General features: G+C 56.1%; 10 protein-coding genes and 4 pseudogenes. 8 read left to right on the plus strand and 6 right to left on the minus strand.

Annotation, left to right across the window (positions count from 1 at the left end):
• Window positions 1-8: 8 nt before the first annotated feature.
• Window positions 9-416 (minus strand): IS66-like element accessory protein TnpA, encoded by a 408-nt coding sequence (gene tnpA / locus ACVW16_RS24775; RefSeq protein ID WP_456701665.1) that lies wholly within the window; start codon window positions 414-416, stop codon window positions 9-11.
• A gap of 62 nt (window positions 417-478) precedes the next feature.
• Between tnpA and ACVW16_RS24780 the strand changes: the two are divergent.
• The 5 genes and pseudogenes from ACVW16_RS24780 to ACVW16_RS24800 form a co-directional block, all read left to right on the plus strand.
• Window positions 479-963, plus strand: a pseudogene (locus tag ACVW16_RS24780) (IS630 family transposase); the annotation flags it as partial.
• Window positions 964-1,710: 747 nt separating this feature from the next.
• Complete coding sequence (locus ACVW16_RS24785; RefSeq protein WP_456701666.1) at window positions 1,711-1,854, plus strand: hypothetical protein; 144 nt, start codon at window positions 1,711-1,713, stop codon at window positions 1,852-1,854.
• 35 nt (window positions 1,855-1,889) lie between these two features.
• Window positions 1,890-3,542 carry a class I adenylate-forming enzyme family protein gene (locus ACVW16_RS24790; RefSeq protein WP_456701667.1) on the plus strand — a complete coding sequence of 551 codons (1,653 nt, stop codon included), beginning with the start codon at window positions 1,890-1,892 and terminating at the stop codon, window positions 3,540-3,542.
• A 174-nt stretch (window positions 3,543-3,716) separates the two neighbouring features.
• A pseudogene (locus ACVW16_RS24795) lies at window positions 3,717-4,697 on the plus strand (IS110 family transposase); the annotation flags it as partial.
• Window positions 4,642-4,902: pseudogene (locus tag ACVW16_RS24800) on the plus strand (IS3 family transposase); the annotation flags it as partial. The pseudogenes ACVW16_RS24795 and ACVW16_RS24800, both read left to right, overlap by 56 nt.
• Before the next feature lie 68 nt (window positions 4,903-4,970).
• On the opposite strand, the pseudogene ACVW16_RS24805 reads toward ACVW16_RS24800, so the two are convergent.
• The 5 genes and pseudogenes from ACVW16_RS24805 to ACVW16_RS24825 all read right to left on the minus strand — a co-directional run.
• A pseudogene (locus ACVW16_RS24805) lies at window positions 4,971-5,183 on the minus strand (transposase); the annotation flags it as partial.
• A gap of 582 nt (window positions 5,184-5,765) precedes the next feature.
• Window positions 5,766-7,307: a lyase family protein gene (locus ACVW16_RS24810; RefSeq protein ID WP_456701668.1), complete on the minus strand. Its 1,542-nt coding sequence runs from the start codon at window positions 7,305-7,307 to the stop codon at window positions 5,766-5,768.
• Window positions 7,240-8,475: an ATP-grasp domain-containing protein gene (locus ACVW16_RS24815; protein ID WP_456701669.1), complete on the minus strand. Its 1,236-nt coding sequence runs from the start codon at window positions 8,473-8,475 to the stop codon at window positions 7,240-7,242. The genes ACVW16_RS24810 and ACVW16_RS24815 overlap by 68 nt, the downstream gene beginning before the upstream one ends.
• A complete protein-coding gene (locus ACVW16_RS24820; RefSeq protein WP_456701670.1) occupies window positions 8,463-9,500 on the minus strand; it encodes a pyridoxal-phosphate dependent enzyme in 1,038 nt (345 codons plus the stop codon). Before ACVW16_RS24820 ends, ACVW16_RS24815 begins: the two co-directional genes overlap by 13 nt.
• Before the next feature lie 9 nt (window positions 9,501-9,509).
• Complete coding sequence (locus ACVW16_RS24825; RefSeq protein WP_456701671.1) at window positions 9,510-10,541, minus strand: GHMP family kinase ATP-binding protein; 1,032 nt, start codon at window positions 10,539-10,541, stop codon at window positions 9,510-9,512.
• 1,037 nt (window positions 10,542-11,578) lie between these two features.
• Between ACVW16_RS24825 and ACVW16_RS24830 the strand changes: the two genes are divergently transcribed.
• The 3 genes from ACVW16_RS24830 to ACVW16_RS24840 all read left to right on the plus strand — a co-directional run bounded on the left by ACVW16_RS24830 (window position 11,579) and on the right by ACVW16_RS24840 (window position 15,701).
• Window positions 11,579-12,775: a KamA family radical SAM protein gene (locus ACVW16_RS24830; protein ID WP_456701672.1), complete on the plus strand. Its 1,197-nt coding sequence runs from the start codon at window positions 11,579-11,581 to the stop codon at window positions 12,773-12,775.
• Between the two features lie 283 nt (window positions 12,776-13,058).
• Entirely contained in the window at window positions 13,059-14,339 is a 1,281-nt protein-coding gene (locus ACVW16_RS24835; RefSeq protein ID WP_456701673.1) for an aminotransferase class III-fold pyridoxal phosphate-dependent enzyme, read from the plus strand.
• A 606-nt stretch (window positions 14,340-14,945) separates the two neighbouring features.
• Window positions 14,946-15,701, plus strand: coding sequence for a hypothetical protein (locus ACVW16_RS24840; RefSeq protein WP_456701674.1), 756 nt, complete (start codon window positions 14,946-14,948; stop codon window positions 15,699-15,701).
• Window positions 15,702-15,819: the final 118 nt, after the last annotated feature.

A 15,819-nucleotide genomic window follows, 5' to 3' on the forward strand; every position in this document is an offset into this window, starting at 1 on the left:
AACCGGAATCATCGCGGATCCAGAGCCTCGATGATCCGGCGAAGCGCCTCAACGTCGACACCCGTATCGACAATGACGCGCCGTCCGCCAGCCAGCTCGATCTCAATCCGACGCTCTGTTGAATGTGCTGTCGCGCTCTCCGACGAGGCCGCCACCGACGCCACGGGCCCACCCTCGGCCACAACTGCCCTGACAAAGCCAGCCTCGGATTTGGTCCGGTTCTTCGCGAAGGCTCTTCGCCAAGTCACCAATAGAGAACGCGACAAGCCGTATCGCCGCGCTGTCGCCGCTACCAGGCGAGGCTCGGATAGGCTCTCCAAAACAATCCGCGCCTTCTCCTCCTCAGACCAACGCCGCCGCCGGCCTGTATCGACCACTTCAAGTCGATTCAGCGTACTGATCGTATGGCTGTCCATACGTACAGTTCTCAACCATCAGGCCAGCCCGCCGCAAGGCGTCTCTCGTCGGAGGCTTACCCTCGACCAAAATGGCCCGGCTTTACGGCCGCTCAAAACGCGGCCAACGTTGCCGCGCCGCGGTCCCGCATGGTCATTGGCTGACCACGACCTTTACCGCCGCCTTACGCTGCACCGCCCTGACTGCGCCTATGACGCTCGACGGACCAATGAACGCCGTCGCTTTCCTCGCCTATGTCGAACAGGTGTTGGCACCTACCCTCAATCCCGACGACGTCGTCGTGATGGACAACCTGCCGGCACATAAAGGTGCTGCCGTCCGGGCTGCAATCGAGATCCGCGGTGCCAGCCTTCTGCTGCTGCCGCCCTATTCGCCCGATTTCAATCCGATAGAGAACGCCTTTGCCAAATTCAAATCGAGCCTGCGCAAAGCCGCAGCCAGGACCGTCGATACCCTCGAAGCCGCAATCGCCGATGCCTACAGAGAGCATTTACCCCTACCGAATGCGCCAACTACTTCACGGCCGCAGGATACAGTTCAACTTGATCGGAATCTGCTCTAGCTTGAGCTTTGTGATTTGCCTTCTATCTACCGTTGGACCATGTTTGATGATCACGGCTTGAATGGCACCGCGATCTGCGATGATGCCTAGGCAAACGAAGTTAGAGGACTGTTGACCGCGCTGGCAATCCACGGATCAAGGTAGGCAGCCTTTGTTGGTTTCGTGGAAACAATCGACCAAGCCGCAGGCCTCGAGCAACGGTGGGACATCGTGGGGCATCTTGGCTGTGACCGATGCCGAATCCTCGGTACTAGGCGGGCTCTTTGTTCGGCACAAGCAAGTCGATCTGAGGAGAGTCTCGGGTCATGTAGGGGAATGCTTAGCTGCTCCGACAGCACAGGGTCACCCTGCGTGAGGACTCCTGCGGAGAACCGGAGAGATGTTTGGAGCAAACCTGTTAGTGAAGATGCGATCTCCTACTATCACCCTCACACGTTTAGAGGCGCGCCACGGCGGATGGAGTCGAGGCGAACACAAAGCGCACGAGCATGCATCTCCACATCACTTTCAGAACTTGAGAGCCTACCTATCTTAATAGCCAATACTAGTTGCCACCGGAACTGGTAGTGTCGCCATCCTGGTCGACAAGGTAAGTGGCTTATCGAAGTTGGTTCATAAAAGACGCGACGAGCAGTGTTACCCTTTGTTCTTGGATCGGATCCAGCATTTGCAGTGTAAAGAGAGGCGCAATCGAGCGTTCTCGCGGCAGCGAAGAGGTGAGGAGTGTGGATTTGCTGGCTGAACTTAAGGTGCCGGTAACCAGTAGTCATCTGGCTCAGGCGTATGCTGAAGCGGTGACCAGCCTCGGATATCCGCGCGAAGGCAGCGACTATAGAAGTCTGATCAAAATTTCCAGCAAGCTGCCAAACGGATGATCTGGTTCGTATACCTCCCTATGAAGTACAGGCACATGACTTCCCCAAGAGTAAGCCCACCCGAGCTGCAAAAGCGCGTCACGGATGTGATGCGCAGGATCGAGAAGCTGGAAGCTGCATACGAGACGACCACTATTGGTCAGCTAATTTCAAGGAGGGCAAGAACACATGGCTCAATCATCGCTCTTGACGTTTTTCACCTCAACCAACGCGCGACCTACGGTGAGATGGACGAAATATCTAACCAATATGCACATTCGTTGCGTGCATTTGGTGTACGCAAGGGCGAGCGCATCGGAGTGATGCTGCCCAATCGCATCGAGTTCCCGATCCTCTGGTTCGCAATTGCGAAGCTCGGGGCGGTGATGGTCCCGATCAACATGCGCTATACGCCAAGAGAGATTGAATATGTTCTGAGCGATGCACGGGCGAAGTTTGTCGTGGTCGATGAATCTGCATGGTCAAACTGCGCGGCGATGAAGGCGTGGCCGAAAGATCTCGCGATCGAACAAGCAATCGTAGTAGGGCAGCCTATCAGTGGAGGCCCAACTACCCTCGAAAAATTGCTCAAAGGTGCGCCAAAAAGCTTGTTGCAGGCGGATATCCGGCCCGATGACCTGTTAAACATTCAGTATACCTCCGGGACCACGGGGTTTCCGAAGGGCTGTATGTTGACCCACGATTACTGGGGGGTGTTCTCATACCAAGCCGCAAATTGGGACGAGCAGTCGTATGACCGATTTCTCTCTGCCCAGCCATTCTTTTATGTGGATGGACCATGGCATCTTCTACAGTCCTATCGACATGGTGGCACTCACTACCTGGCTCCGCAGATCAGCTCGTCTCGCTTCATCGGGTGGCTCAAGCACCACCGCATCGAGTGGTGCCAATTTCCTGAGTTGATTGCACGTCACGCCGAGGCCATCAACGAAGAAGGGGTGACGTGCCTAAAGCAGATACTGAATTGGGGCTGGGGACCTGCCACGGTACGACAGTTTCGGAAGCGGTTCGGAGTGCGCACACAGGAAGCCTATGGAATGACTGAAATCGGCTTCGGTACGCGAATGGCGAATGACTTTGACGAACTGGCCGAATCGGGGTCTATCGGTATTTCTGCGCCGTTCCGGTCACTGAAACTGATTAGTGAGGATGGTAGCCCAACGCCGTTAGGGGAGGTCGGTGAGCTGTGGGTGAGCGGGCGCGGACTTTTTGACGGATACTGGGAAAAGCCGGACGCAAATGCTGCTTCATTTGAAGGCGAATGGTTCAAGACGGGCGATCTGATGCGCTGCGACGAACTCGGGTTCCATTGGCTGGTGGGCCGCACGAAAGATATGATCCGTCGTTCGAGTGAGAATATCGCTGCGCGAGAGGTGGAGGCTGTCATCCGGGAGATTCCTGAGATTGCCGACGTTGCAGCAGTGCCAGTTCGCGATGTGAAACGTGGTGAGGAGGTGAAGATTTACGTCGAGCTACAGAAGGGTATTGCGCCCAACGATCTGCTTGTCGACCGCATTCTCAAGCATGCTCGTACCCATCTTGCCGTGTTCAAGGTGCCGCGGTACATTGGGTTCGTATCAACGCTGCCTAGGACCACCTCCAGCAACAAGGTTCTCAAACGCCATTTGATCGCGGAGACCGATCCTTTTAAGGGAGCTTACGACGCTAACGAAAAGCGATGGCTGTAAGGGCAACTTCTCTCCGCAACGTGCTACTTACTTGTTTACGACGCGTTGGCGGCTTAAGGGACTAAAGTACTCTATCGGCGATAATCCGCGGGAAATGGGCAGCGGCGCGCTTTGAAGCGAGACTTGAAAGCTGCCACGTTCCCGAATTAGACTTATTCGAGTAGTGTCAATGCTATGAGTGTCGCTGTGGAGCGTCCATACGCGGTCGCTATCGATATCGGATCAAAGATACTGATGCACTTGGCCGCCGTGAACTTGGCCTGCACCGACACGCCAGTGCGTGCATTCGGCACATTCAGGCAAGACCTGCATGAAATTGCGGACTGGTTCAAGGCATGCGGCGTGACCATTGTCGGATAGAATCCACCGCGGTCTATCTACGAGATCCTGGAGCAGCGCGGGTCTGAGGTCATTCTGGTCAACGCGCGGTACGCCAAGAATGTACCTCGGCGCAAAACGGATGTCAGCAACGCCGCATGGCTACGTCAGCTTCATTTCTATGGCCTGTTACGGCTTCCGACCTGATGTCGAGATCGCGGCCTTGAGAGCCTATCTAGGCTAGCGCGAGCGGCTCGTGTATGCAGAAGGCCCTGATGGAGATGAACCGGCAGCTCCATCATGTTGTGTCGGATATCACCGGCGCGACCGGCATGCGGATTATCCGAGCCGTCGTTGCAGGCGAACGCAATCCCGACGTCTTGGCAGCCTATCGGACGTGCGATTCCATCCATCGATCGAGACGATCCGCGCAGCAATCGTACGCAATGACATCACGAACACGTCTTCGCGTTGACGCGTCACTGGAGATCTACGACTTTTATCTGGCAAAGATGCTCGACTGTGATCGCAAGCTCGAAGTCCTGATCAGTGCATTGAACAGCAAGGGGCAAGATCTGTGGGAAAGTTAGCCAAGCCGTGCGTAAGACCACGCGGGTCAACCCGCCCAGGTGAGGACCGCACTGTAATGCGTGCTCGGCCTCGATTTGACTGAGATCCTTGGGCCGGTCGCTCACTCTCATTGAAGCTCATCGGCGAGTGCGTACGGATCTAAGGGCATGCCCAAGCACTAAAAACTTCACTTCCTGGCTAGCACCCCGCAAGAAGATCTCCGGCGAGAAGGTGCTGTCCTCGCCGACAAGGAGATCCCCAAGCCGCGAACCTGTTGGACCGGCAGTTCGCTGCCGAGCGGCCAAACTAGAAGTGGATAGCCGACTTTATCAATCTCTGGACCGCCGAGGGCTGGCTATATGTCGCAGCGGTGTTTGATTTGTTCTCACGCCGTAGTGGCTGACCGATGAGCGCCTCCATGACGACACAGCTCGTCACAGACGCACTTCTGTTGACAGTCTGGCGGCGGGGATCATGACCGGTGGCGTGGTGTAGCTTGCGCCGGGTCACCGCGTTCGCCGGCCAGGGCCGGGCAGACCAGCTGGCGATAGCCGGAAGGCTGACGGTTGGATCATCGCTCATTGGTGCGATGGTTTCCAGCGTCATGTAACGGGCACGCTGGGCGGCCCATTCATCGTTCTGCTCAAGCAGGATCGCTCCGATGAGGCGGACGATGGCGTCTTCATTGGGGAAGATGCCGACCACCTCGGTGCGCCGTTTGATCTCGCCGTTGAGGCGCTCGATCGGGTTGGTAACCAGTATGAGATTTCTCGGTCCCTACGTTCCGCTGCGGTTTTCTACATCGTGGCGTATGGTGCGACCATCGGGCCAGGGGCGGGCTGATGCCCGATGAGCCGAGAGCTCGAGTTAGTAGCTGGCCGCCTCTGCGACTCGCCCAGTTGCGCCGCCGAGAGCGCGAATCCGTAGTTGTCATTTTGCCCGCAGCTCCGAACGCAGCATCTTCCCTGCTAAGCCCCGCGGCAATCGCCCGTCAAAATTTATTCTGTTCATTGCGTCCTGCAACAGACGGCCGTGCTGACGATGGCAATGGGGCTCGTTCTGACCGCGCCGATCGGTGCCTTGCAACGTTCATCGCAACTGCCAACCTCCGAATGTTTCGACGACCGTTTGAATCCGCCCAGTACACGAGCGAGCAGTTCCAGCGTTTGATGGCCGATCACGGCATCATCTGGTGCAGCATGAACCATTGCGGCAACGTAAGGCACAATGCACCGCCTCGTCTCTGCTCTTGTAACTTTTGCTCTCCGTTCGTTCGGCCTTGAGCGACGAGAAGAAGCTCTCCATGGTTGGTGTATCGATCGACTTCCTTCTCCATCATCCGGTCGGCGTGTTGGTCCGTCCGAGATTAGCTATGGCGGAGCGGAGTTCTCCTCGAGCACGGCTCCAACCAGCATCGAGATCGCGCAAAACTGCGGATCGTTGGTCGACGGCCATATCGAGCGCATCAAGCGCCTCTTTAACCGCCTCCGGAGCGGGCCCTCCGCCGTTCCGAGCCTCTCGCATGATGGCAGCCGGAGCTGGCCAGAGTTCGGGATTGAGCACCCCACCATCTTGTATAATCCCAAACAGATTTGGTGAGCCTCGTTCAATAAGTTTGGTAACTACCTGGCCGATCTGATTGTGAGCGGAGCGGAAATCCAGATCGCCACCGAGCGTGAGGCGCGTCGCCGTCTCCATGGCATTCACGAACGACGCTTGGAGCATTGCGGATGCTGTGTCTTCCGCGATAATCAAGCCCGAGAGACACAGGCGGATGAGGCGCGCCGCCCCAATGGAATGGTCGAGCCCAGGCCAGACATTGCGCGTAGCTTCCGTTCCGACCGCCACACAGTTCGTGAACGGCGTGCTATGCATCGCGGTGATTGCGGCCACGAAACTTCCAAGGATCGCGCCTGCTTTTCCTTGGGCTTGCTCGAGAAGGAAAGGGTTGCGCTTATGAGGCATCGCGGAGCTAGATCCGACTAGTTCGTCAGGTAGAGTGGCCAATCCATGATTGCCGACCCACAGCAGCAACGTCTCGGCGATGCGGCCTAGAGATGATCCTAGAATCGCACAAGCAGCCAGGACACGAAGAACCAGGTCCCGAGAGGCCACGCTGTCAATCGAGTTAAGCGGCGGGCTCGAGAAGCCAAGCAGCCTGGCCGTCAACTCCGGGAGGATGGGCAAGGTTGTGCCGCCGCCGGCGCCCGCCCCGAGGCATGAAAGGTTGAGAATTGGATGCACGGCCAGAAGCGCATCTAGATCGCGCGCGAGCGCGCTGGCGAAGGCAGTCAGATGGTGCGCCAAACTGGATGGCAATGCTGGTTGACGGTGGGTGTGCAGCGGGAAGACGGTCTCAAGGTGTTTGCGAGCCAGACTGGACAGCAGTCGCAATAGCCTTAGTAGTTCGTCTGACAGTGCCTGATACGGCGTTCTCAGCTTTAGTTTCAACAGGGTCGCGTTGATATCGTTTCGGCTCCGGCCAAGATGTAGATTGCTGGCTTCGTTGCCAATTACTGAACGGAGATGATCCTCATAAGCGAGATAGGAGCCACGGGGGGCGGCGCGACTTGCAATGCTCTGAAAGGATTCATCTTGGAGTTTGTCAAGCTCGCTCAGCACGTTTACGGCGAGAACGCGGTCAATCAATCCTACTCGCTCAAGCATGATGGCCTGGGCGCGATCGATATCGGCGTAGAAGGGTAGCTCGTCCTTCGCCGCGCGCTGTAGATCACTGTCGAAAACGATGGCGCTGGCTTCAGGATGAAGAGTCGATTTGATCCGGCCTGTGCTCTGCAAGAATATCTCCTCATGCGCCAACGATGAAAGCGGCGGCGGCTTCGGCGCGCCGTGCAACAGCAGCAGGGTCGTCGCCAACTGCAATGACGTGACCGACCCGGTCGCGGAAATCGTTTTGACGCCTGAACTGGATTGGCAGAGTTTGGTACAGTACGAACTCCGTCACTCCGAAGCGGTCGACGAGCTGCTCGCAATTCGGAGGTAGGTCGAAGAAGCCGTCACGCTCCGGAACAATGAATCGTATCGAGCCGTGTGCGTCTCCGGCCAAGGCGGGCGAGGACAATCCGAGCAGGCTACGGAGGACCGCGAGGACCGGGTCAAAACCCGTTGTGTAACGAAAAAGGGTGGGGATCGAACCGCCAGCAAGACGTGGATTGACCTCAATTATCGTGACACGATCCTCGCCGAGCCGGAGTTCGACATGAGCTGGTCCTTTCACGTGCCCGAGAACTTGGATGGCGTGCAGCGCCTCATTTTCGATTTTCATGCGCAAGCTGGATGAGATCGGCGCTGGTATATCATGTCCGATTTCAACGAAATGCGGCAAAGGTCCAAGGTGTTTCCGCGTTACGCCGATGATCTTGCTATCGAGAACCTCGACTGAATACTCCTCGCCGGCGACATACGACATAAGAAGAGCACCAGGCTCGATAGGTCGGCCACGCACGTCATTCGTCGTTTGCAGTAGGTTGCGCAAAGCATCACTTGCAACTGTTTCGGTGTCGACGAGGGTGACCCCGATACTGCCGCTCCCGCTGATCGGCTTGGCTACCGCAGGTAACCCGATTGTTTTGATCGCGTTGCCGATATCGCACTCCGCTCGCACTGTCGCGCTATCGGGCACGCCGATACCTGCCATCCGCAGGGCGGCGGCCTGGCGATCCTTATCTTGACAAAGCGCGATTGCGTTCGGATCCGGACCACTAAGCCCTAGCCGCCTGGCTTCCAGCGCTGCTGCATAAAGGTAGAAATCGCTGGAAGACGTGAGCAGCGCAATCGGCATGTTCGTTGCCACGCTTTCGATTACAGCTCTAACATCGGCCTCTGAGGACGTGTCGCAAGTGCGTAGCTCGAGGCCCGACATGCGACTCAGAAAGGAATACCGTTCGGGTGACGCTGTAACAAAGATCGGAACAAGCCCAAGCTCTTGTGCCCGCCGAATAAAGTCGCCGCCCGAGCCAGTGGTGTTGGACTCGATGAAGATCGCAGCTGAGTTGGTCATATGTGTATACTTCAATTGTAGCAAGGGTGATCACCCATTACCTCGGTCAACGAGCGACGATCCCAATTGAAACGGCACCACCCGCTATCGGCATGAAGCGGATGATGGACAAGGACAGGCTCGGTCGCGGCGAGTGCGGTCTGATAGCCGTTGGCGTACATCCACGCGGGATCGTAAACGTTGTGCTCGTAGCGATTGCTGTCGTCGGGGAAGACGGCGAGAACCTTGCTTTTGGTGAAGCGCTCGGCGTACCACTTAGCCACTAGATAGGCCGCCCCGCTCGTCGGCCCACGCCTTAGCGTTGTCTCGCGGTGGAGTCGGTGCGCAGCTTGATATGCTTCGTTAGCGCCGAGCCAATGGATTTCATCAAAGGCTTCGTGGAACAAGTTGCCTGGTAGAATACTGTTGCCGAGCCCCCGCAAATCACGCTGGCCCGGCGGCTGCCCGAACAAGACGCTACCGAAGGTGTCGATTCCGATGAGTTTCATTTCGGGAAAGAATGCTCGACAATAGTGGGCAAGGCCACAGGATGACCCCCCTGAGCCTACCGTTGCGACTAGAATGTCGATCTTCCCAAAGTGCCTTATGGCTTGCTTGGCTGGGCGCGCATACGAAAGATAGTTGCCGACGTTGTCGTACTGTCGAGACCAGGTGGCTCCGGTTTGATCCATAAAGTCGAGGAGCGCCTTTTTTCGGAGCTGCTGGACGTTCGCGTCGGACGCTGTCGCCTCGACGAGGTGAACTTCAGCGCCTAACTCCTCGATCGTGCGTTTAAGGGGGGGCTCGATGGCGCGGTCGCCGAAGATGTGTAACTTGAGCGAGAACTGCATGCAAACGATGGCGAGACCGAGAGCCATTGTTCCGCTCGAGGTTTCGACAATCGTGGTGTTAGGGCCGATTGAGCCATCGCGAAGGCCTGATTCAATGATGTTGAAGGCAGGAAATACCTTCATGACCCTGAAATCGATCGCTGCCAGGTTTTCAGGCCGCAGAGAAACTATTTTCAGAGGCGCATGGGCGTCGATGGTGTCGGAAAGCGTCTGCGCCATCGTCGATCCTCAATAAGGAGTCGAGAAACCGCGGAGGATATCGAAGCCAAGGCAACTGACCGCGGATTTAGCCTCATCCAGTCGGTTGCGAAGGTCGGCTAAGTGCGGGTCGAAGATCAGGCCGGCGACCGTGCCGCTATGGGCAACAACAATACCGGCCGATCCCGTGTCGTCCTTGATGCGGAGGAGTTCGTCGAACTTCGGCTTCTTGAGCGGGTTCTGCAGGGCGGTCTCGCTCTGTATCGCGGAGAAAGTCGCGACCCGGCCGGCGAGTGCGACGCTCTGCTCAGCTATTGCACGCTCCAGAACGGCCAATGCGCAGCCGAAGGCGGCGATCTGATCACGTGAGTAGCGCGCTCGCGGCAGGCAGTCCGTTCCAATGCCTCCCTTGGCCGCGCCGGTGTCGAACCCCAAAACGTACATTTGTGGGAGAGGCCCATTGAATAGCTGGACACCTTTGCCCATTCGTTGAGCGAAAAGAATGGTGCTGCTTGTGGAGTCAAACATCAGCGAATCGCACGCATGCTCAGCCGCCACCGCAAGTTCCGCCTGAAGATGGGGCGCCAGAAGCACGCGTGATCCACGATAGGCTGCGACGCACTTAGCGATCGCACGGATGGAGGCCACTACACCGCTCGTCGACGAGCCCATGCCGGCGCCTTCTGGAACAAAAGTCCTGACTTCAAGAGTGGCTGCCATATTCCTCAATCCAAAGGCATCGAGGGCAAGTCGAGCGGCGAGCTCACATTTGTAGAAATGACTTGGTGTGACTTGGATGCCGGTGCGGCCGGCATGCGGCACAAACTTTCCGATGCGGCTCGGCTCCAACGTCGCACGGGCTTCCGACCCATCGGCGTGGGGCATGTGAACTGAAACGAGCGCGCGCACCGTGCGGCGGTCCGCCCCTTTCTCAACAGCGAAAGCTCCCTGGAGCAGCTCGCCGAAGTGAGGGTGGCAGGTGGCCACCCCGCATAGCTTCGCGGGTGAGTGGGAGCTAGCAATCTTGCCCTCATCTGGAGTTCTCGTCAGCATCTCCATCATATCATTCCTCTACCGCGGCCGCGCGGCTGAAGAGCAAGGGACTTGCGTTGAAGATGCCATAGAACCCGATGAAAACGGCGTTCATCCCGGGATGGCTGTTTACGAAGAGTGTCATGGGAACCAACCTGGAGCTTCATCTGCATCACTGCCGGCTCATTACTAGAGACCTCAATTCATCATGCTCCGTAGTTTGTGGTCGTGACAGCGTCGGGCCATTTGATGACGGCATGCGTCGCGTCTTCGCATGCCTGACTCTGTTACTGGATTAGCAGCCGCACATTTAGCGAGGCGTACAGATGCGCGCACCTACCAAGAGAGGGAGTTCGCGCGTCAAAATCGCGTTCAGCGGCCATGGGAGCTGCTCGACGTTCGATAGGCGACGCCAGTGTTGGCCGGACATGTTCGTATCTGCAGCCATACAGTAGTGGCGAGAAAGCTAAACTACGCAGATCTTCAAAGAGCGGAGTTCGTGAGCCAGCGCGGATCTTTTCATATTGCTTCAGACGCGTTGGAAGTAGTGCTCTCATTCCAATGCGTGTAGACCGAATGCCCGTTTCGAATCCTCCTTTGGCCTGAGTTCAGGAATCTCAGATCACTTTTCTGACTTGGTCGCCGCGGAGAAGTGCACGTCTAAGCTGCGTCTAGTTCTATCGGAGCAAGCTATCCGTTCTCGGTCGCCGGTCTCATGGGACGAGTACACCTACAGTCTGAGTCCGTCGTAGCAGGAAGACCTCATTCTTGTGGTCTCCGAAACATTGCGGCGGTTGTGTCTGGTTCGGTCGGACCGTCCAAACTTGTCAAGCGGCGAATGGTTGAAGCAGATGAGCCTTCTTGGCATTGGAGCTTTTGTCCAATCGAGGACATCCTGTTTGAAGCCCGACAAACGGGACGACCATTGTTTACTCGACAGCCGGGAGATCGGTTCGGCTCTGATGTGTTGCGCTGATGGAGCGCCAGATCTTGTTGGCACGCGGATTGCTGGAAGTTGACGAATCGCGTCACTGCGGAACGATCGCCCCCGTTCCGAAGGAGTTAAGATGAAACCATCTCCGTTGACTCAAATAGCTGACGCGGGCAGTGCGCCAGTCGAATTGACGGCCACTGGAGTTTTCTCACCTCGGTTGCCATCGGGCCAATCAGAAGAATCCCCCGGCACCGTGGTCATGAGATTTATAGAAGGCGATCGCAAGATTGAGGAGACAGAGCTGCAAGCGCGTAGCATTACGCGTCAGCATCATGTCACCAAATTCTACCGCGAGCAGATGGCGAACAGCGGTTACTACGAGCAGCTAAGACGGATTGTTGAGCCCTCGGTTAAGGAGCTCGACAGTCCGGGCGTTTTGGACACGAGTGGTGAGCACGACAATACCGTGGTGTGTGGACTTCAGCACAAGTACGCACAGACCGGCTTGCTGCTGGTGACTAACCGTTGTGCCTCATATTGTCGTTTTTGCTTCCGCAAGCGACTAGTCGGCCGAGAATCAGATGAGATCGTCCCGGATGTCGCGGAAGTTGGTCAGTACATTAGCTGCCATCCTGAGATGACAAACGTGCTGCTGTCGGGAGGCGACCCCTTTGTTCTTAGTACGGCGAAGCTCGACGAGATTCTTGCTCATCTCCTCTCGATTCCGCATCTAGCTTCTATTCGAATCGGCACCAAACTGTTCGCCTTTGAACCAAAGCGCTTCGAGGATCCCGCTCTACCTGCTCTCTTCCAACGAATACGTGATGCGGGCAAGACCGCAGTGCTTGTCACGCACTTCGATCACATTGGTGAGATCTCGGTAGATGCTGAGCGAAATATCCGGTCCTTGCGTGCACAAGGAGTTCAGTTCCTCAATCAATCTGTATTGCTTGCAGACGTAAATGACAACTCGGAGCTTCTGGCAGCGACTTTCTCTAAGTTCCACAAAATGGGCGTCCGCCCTTACTATCTCTTTCAAGCAAGGCCGGTAAAGGGTGCGTCCCATTTTCAGGTGCCGCTTCGTCGCGGAATAGAGATTGCCAACGGCGTCAATCAACGTTTGGCGGGCATCGAAAAGACCTTCAAATATATCATGTCGCATTACACCGGGAAGATCGAGATTCTTGGTCTGGGCGATGATGGACGCATCTATATGCGATATCATCAAAACAAGATTCCGGAAAAAATCGGAAGGATCTTTTCCAGGCAATACGTCGAGTCCGCTTGCTGGTTAGATGATTTGCCGGAGGATGATCGATTGAAGAACTAGGCCGCCGCGGGGCGACGTGATGAACTTCCTTGGGCGGAAAGGTGCAGAAGACGACCAAGCCAAGGGCGGCGGCTCCTAGACTGCGGCCTCATCTGCTCCGCGGCAACAATGTACCCAGTCGTCCAAGAACGGTCGCAGCGGGGCTACGATAAAGAGGGCTCCGGTACTAATTCGGGAACACATGTTGTCGTGCCGAGCAGGTTCCCGGGCTGATCGTGTGGAGGATCGCAGTGCACGAAGGCTGGGTAGGAGCCTGACAAAACGCACACATGAGGGCGCTAAATTGAACCGCCATCTTGATATGAAGACATCTGCGGTCAGTTTAAGTCGAGCACGCGGTTCCATTGCTTTGACGGCGGATGGCCGGAGGATCATCGACTTTTACTCAGGAGCCGGGTCGCTAAACTACGGCCACAACAATCATCAGATCAGGCAGGCCGTTCTCGAGTATCTAACGTCAGATGCGGTGGTCAGCGGGTTTGACATGGCGACTTCTGCTGAACTTAAGTTTGTAGATACGTTCGGATCTGCCGTGCTTCGCGAACGGCGTTTGCTGCCATATCATTTCAAATTCACTGGACCAAGTGACGCCATCGCTATCGACGCAGCTCTGGAGCTCGCGCGCCAAGTCACGGGACGTCAGAATATCGTCTTGTTCACCAGTGGAGAGAGCGGCGTGAGTCCTGGATCCATCGCTCTGCCCGGTTGCGGGCTTCGACGTACTGGCTTTGACGTATCTCCACGCGGACTAGGTCTTGTCCCGTTCGACGGCTATGTAGGGCCCGTCGTTGGCACAACCGACCATTTGCGAACGTTGTTGCGTGACCAGTACAGCGGCATTAATAGTCCAGCTGCCATTCTGGTTGAAGCTGTACAGCGAAATATAGGCATGAACGTAGCTGGCAAAGAGTGGTTAAGGGCGGTCCAGGCAATTGCGAAAGAGACTGACGCCGTTTTGATACTAGACGAAACGGAAATGGGCTGTGGCCGGACAGGCCAATTTTTTAGTTTCGAGTTCGCAGGCTTATCGCCGGACATCATTGTGATGTCGAGGTCTCTGAGCGGCTGTGGTTTGCCGTTGTCAATGCTGCTGATTAAAGATGAGGTCGACCATACTTGGCCTGTGCAGCACGCCGGTACGGAAAAGACTGACATTGCGTTTGCGGCTGCGGCCGCTGCCATCGACATCTATTGGCGCGATTGCCTCCTCTCGGAGGAGGTTCAGCGCTTGGGAGAGCTTGCGCGAAGCCGGCTCAACGCCATTGCGTGCCACCACGGGACCAGCTTTTCTGTTCGGGGGAGGGGGCTGGCGTTGGGATTTGATTGCCAGTCATCGGAAATTGCAGAAGCGACCAGACGCAAGGCCTTCGCGAGAGGTCTATTTATTGAACGATGCGCCTCGGCTGGTCAGGTCATACAATTCTTGCCGGCACTCACGATTGACACCGAGACTCTCAATAGCGGCCTTGAAATATTCGAAGAGGCCTTGGCAGAGGCCCTGGATCAAAGAGGGACTTCGAGATGTAAATCCCGGCGGGGTAGAGACAAAGATGATGTGACTTGACCTGGCACTAAACTGCGTGTCGGCATTTTGTCCGGCCAGTAGGGGTAAGCAATGGACGACCAGATCACGAAGCCAATGCCTTTGCGGTGAGATGGGCACCACCGGAAGTAGAGTGGTGGTGCTGAAAAAGGGGTCTGCAAGCAGGCGAAAGGTTGCGCACATGTGGCATAAGGGCAGAACTCTTTCGAGTGAAGAGCAGTTTGGCCGAAAAATACATGAGACCCCAGCCGCTACTGGAGGCAAACTCAATGGGAAGTCAAAGTATCGAAACGTCGTGAGCCGTTGTAGAGGCGCAGGACGATTAAAATAATTGTGCTGCGTGCGGCGGCTCGGGAAACGTTTGGTGAACGACTCCTGCGTTCCTCGAGAACTGCAAGCTGAAGTGAAATAAGTTCGCGTTCGGCTTGTGGTTTGCCAAACAAGAGTTGCGAGTTTTGATTTCGATCAGGTCAATGTGAATGACATCAGTCTCGTTTCATCTCGCGCGCACATGCGTACGAGCGGCATCCCACCACTTAGCCTGTAGAGCGCCCACAGGAAAAGGTAGTACGGCATTCAGTTTCCAGAGCGTAGCTTGTTTGATTGTTATAACGTGCGAGGTAACTCATGACGGTCGACGAACCTGCGGCAGCAGTGTGCGCACGCATTCCGGTGCATGTCTCACGGTCCATTCCAATATACGACACCATGGCCGCCCAGAAAGATATCAACCTGTTCATGGGGTTCGATTTTCATGAATATGTCTCAGTTACCCAAGCAATTCCGACGAAAGGGCGAACATTTCCAAACTTTCGGCCTGATCGATCGACTATTCGCCCCGGCGAGGGATATTGGGTGGTTGGCCTCGACAAGAACAGCGAGGTCGTACTTACAAATGCTACACGGCTGTATGACCTTTCTCACAGTAACTTTGCGGAGCATCTTCGGTCGCTGAAAGCATTTTACAGTGACCCGATCGTCCAGGCCCATATTAATGACTATTGTGCTTGCATGGCCCCTACCGCAGAGGAAATGACTGGAAGAATAGCCTATAATGGAGATCTTTGGGTGCGCGGGGATTTCAGGGAGCAGGGTGTCGCGAGGATGATAGCCCGAGTTACACACCGGTTATCGTATGCTATTTGGGCCCCCGATTTCTTATGCGCGCTTGTGGCTCGCTGGCGAGTGGATAAAGGACTTCCGCACTACCCTCATCATGAATCCGGCGGGTCGATCTTGCGGCTTGCTGAAGAGGATATTGCTGAGGATAATTCGCTAGTGTGGGTAACAGGCGACGAGCTAAAAAGTGAAGTTTACCAGTGCTCTAAGGATCTTTTTGCCGCGCCATCAAATGGTTCGTGGTTCGAGACAGCGGGCGGTTGATTCCGTGGTGTCCGCTACCGTAATTGGATGCCGATCGTGAATTTGGCGAGGTGGCGCACCAATCAGGTTCAGAGTCGACTGCGAGACCTTTGTTCAGCGGAGCAGTCGCTTGCAGGAG

It is taken from the genome of Bradyrhizobium sp. USDA 4474, assembly GCF_054057515.1.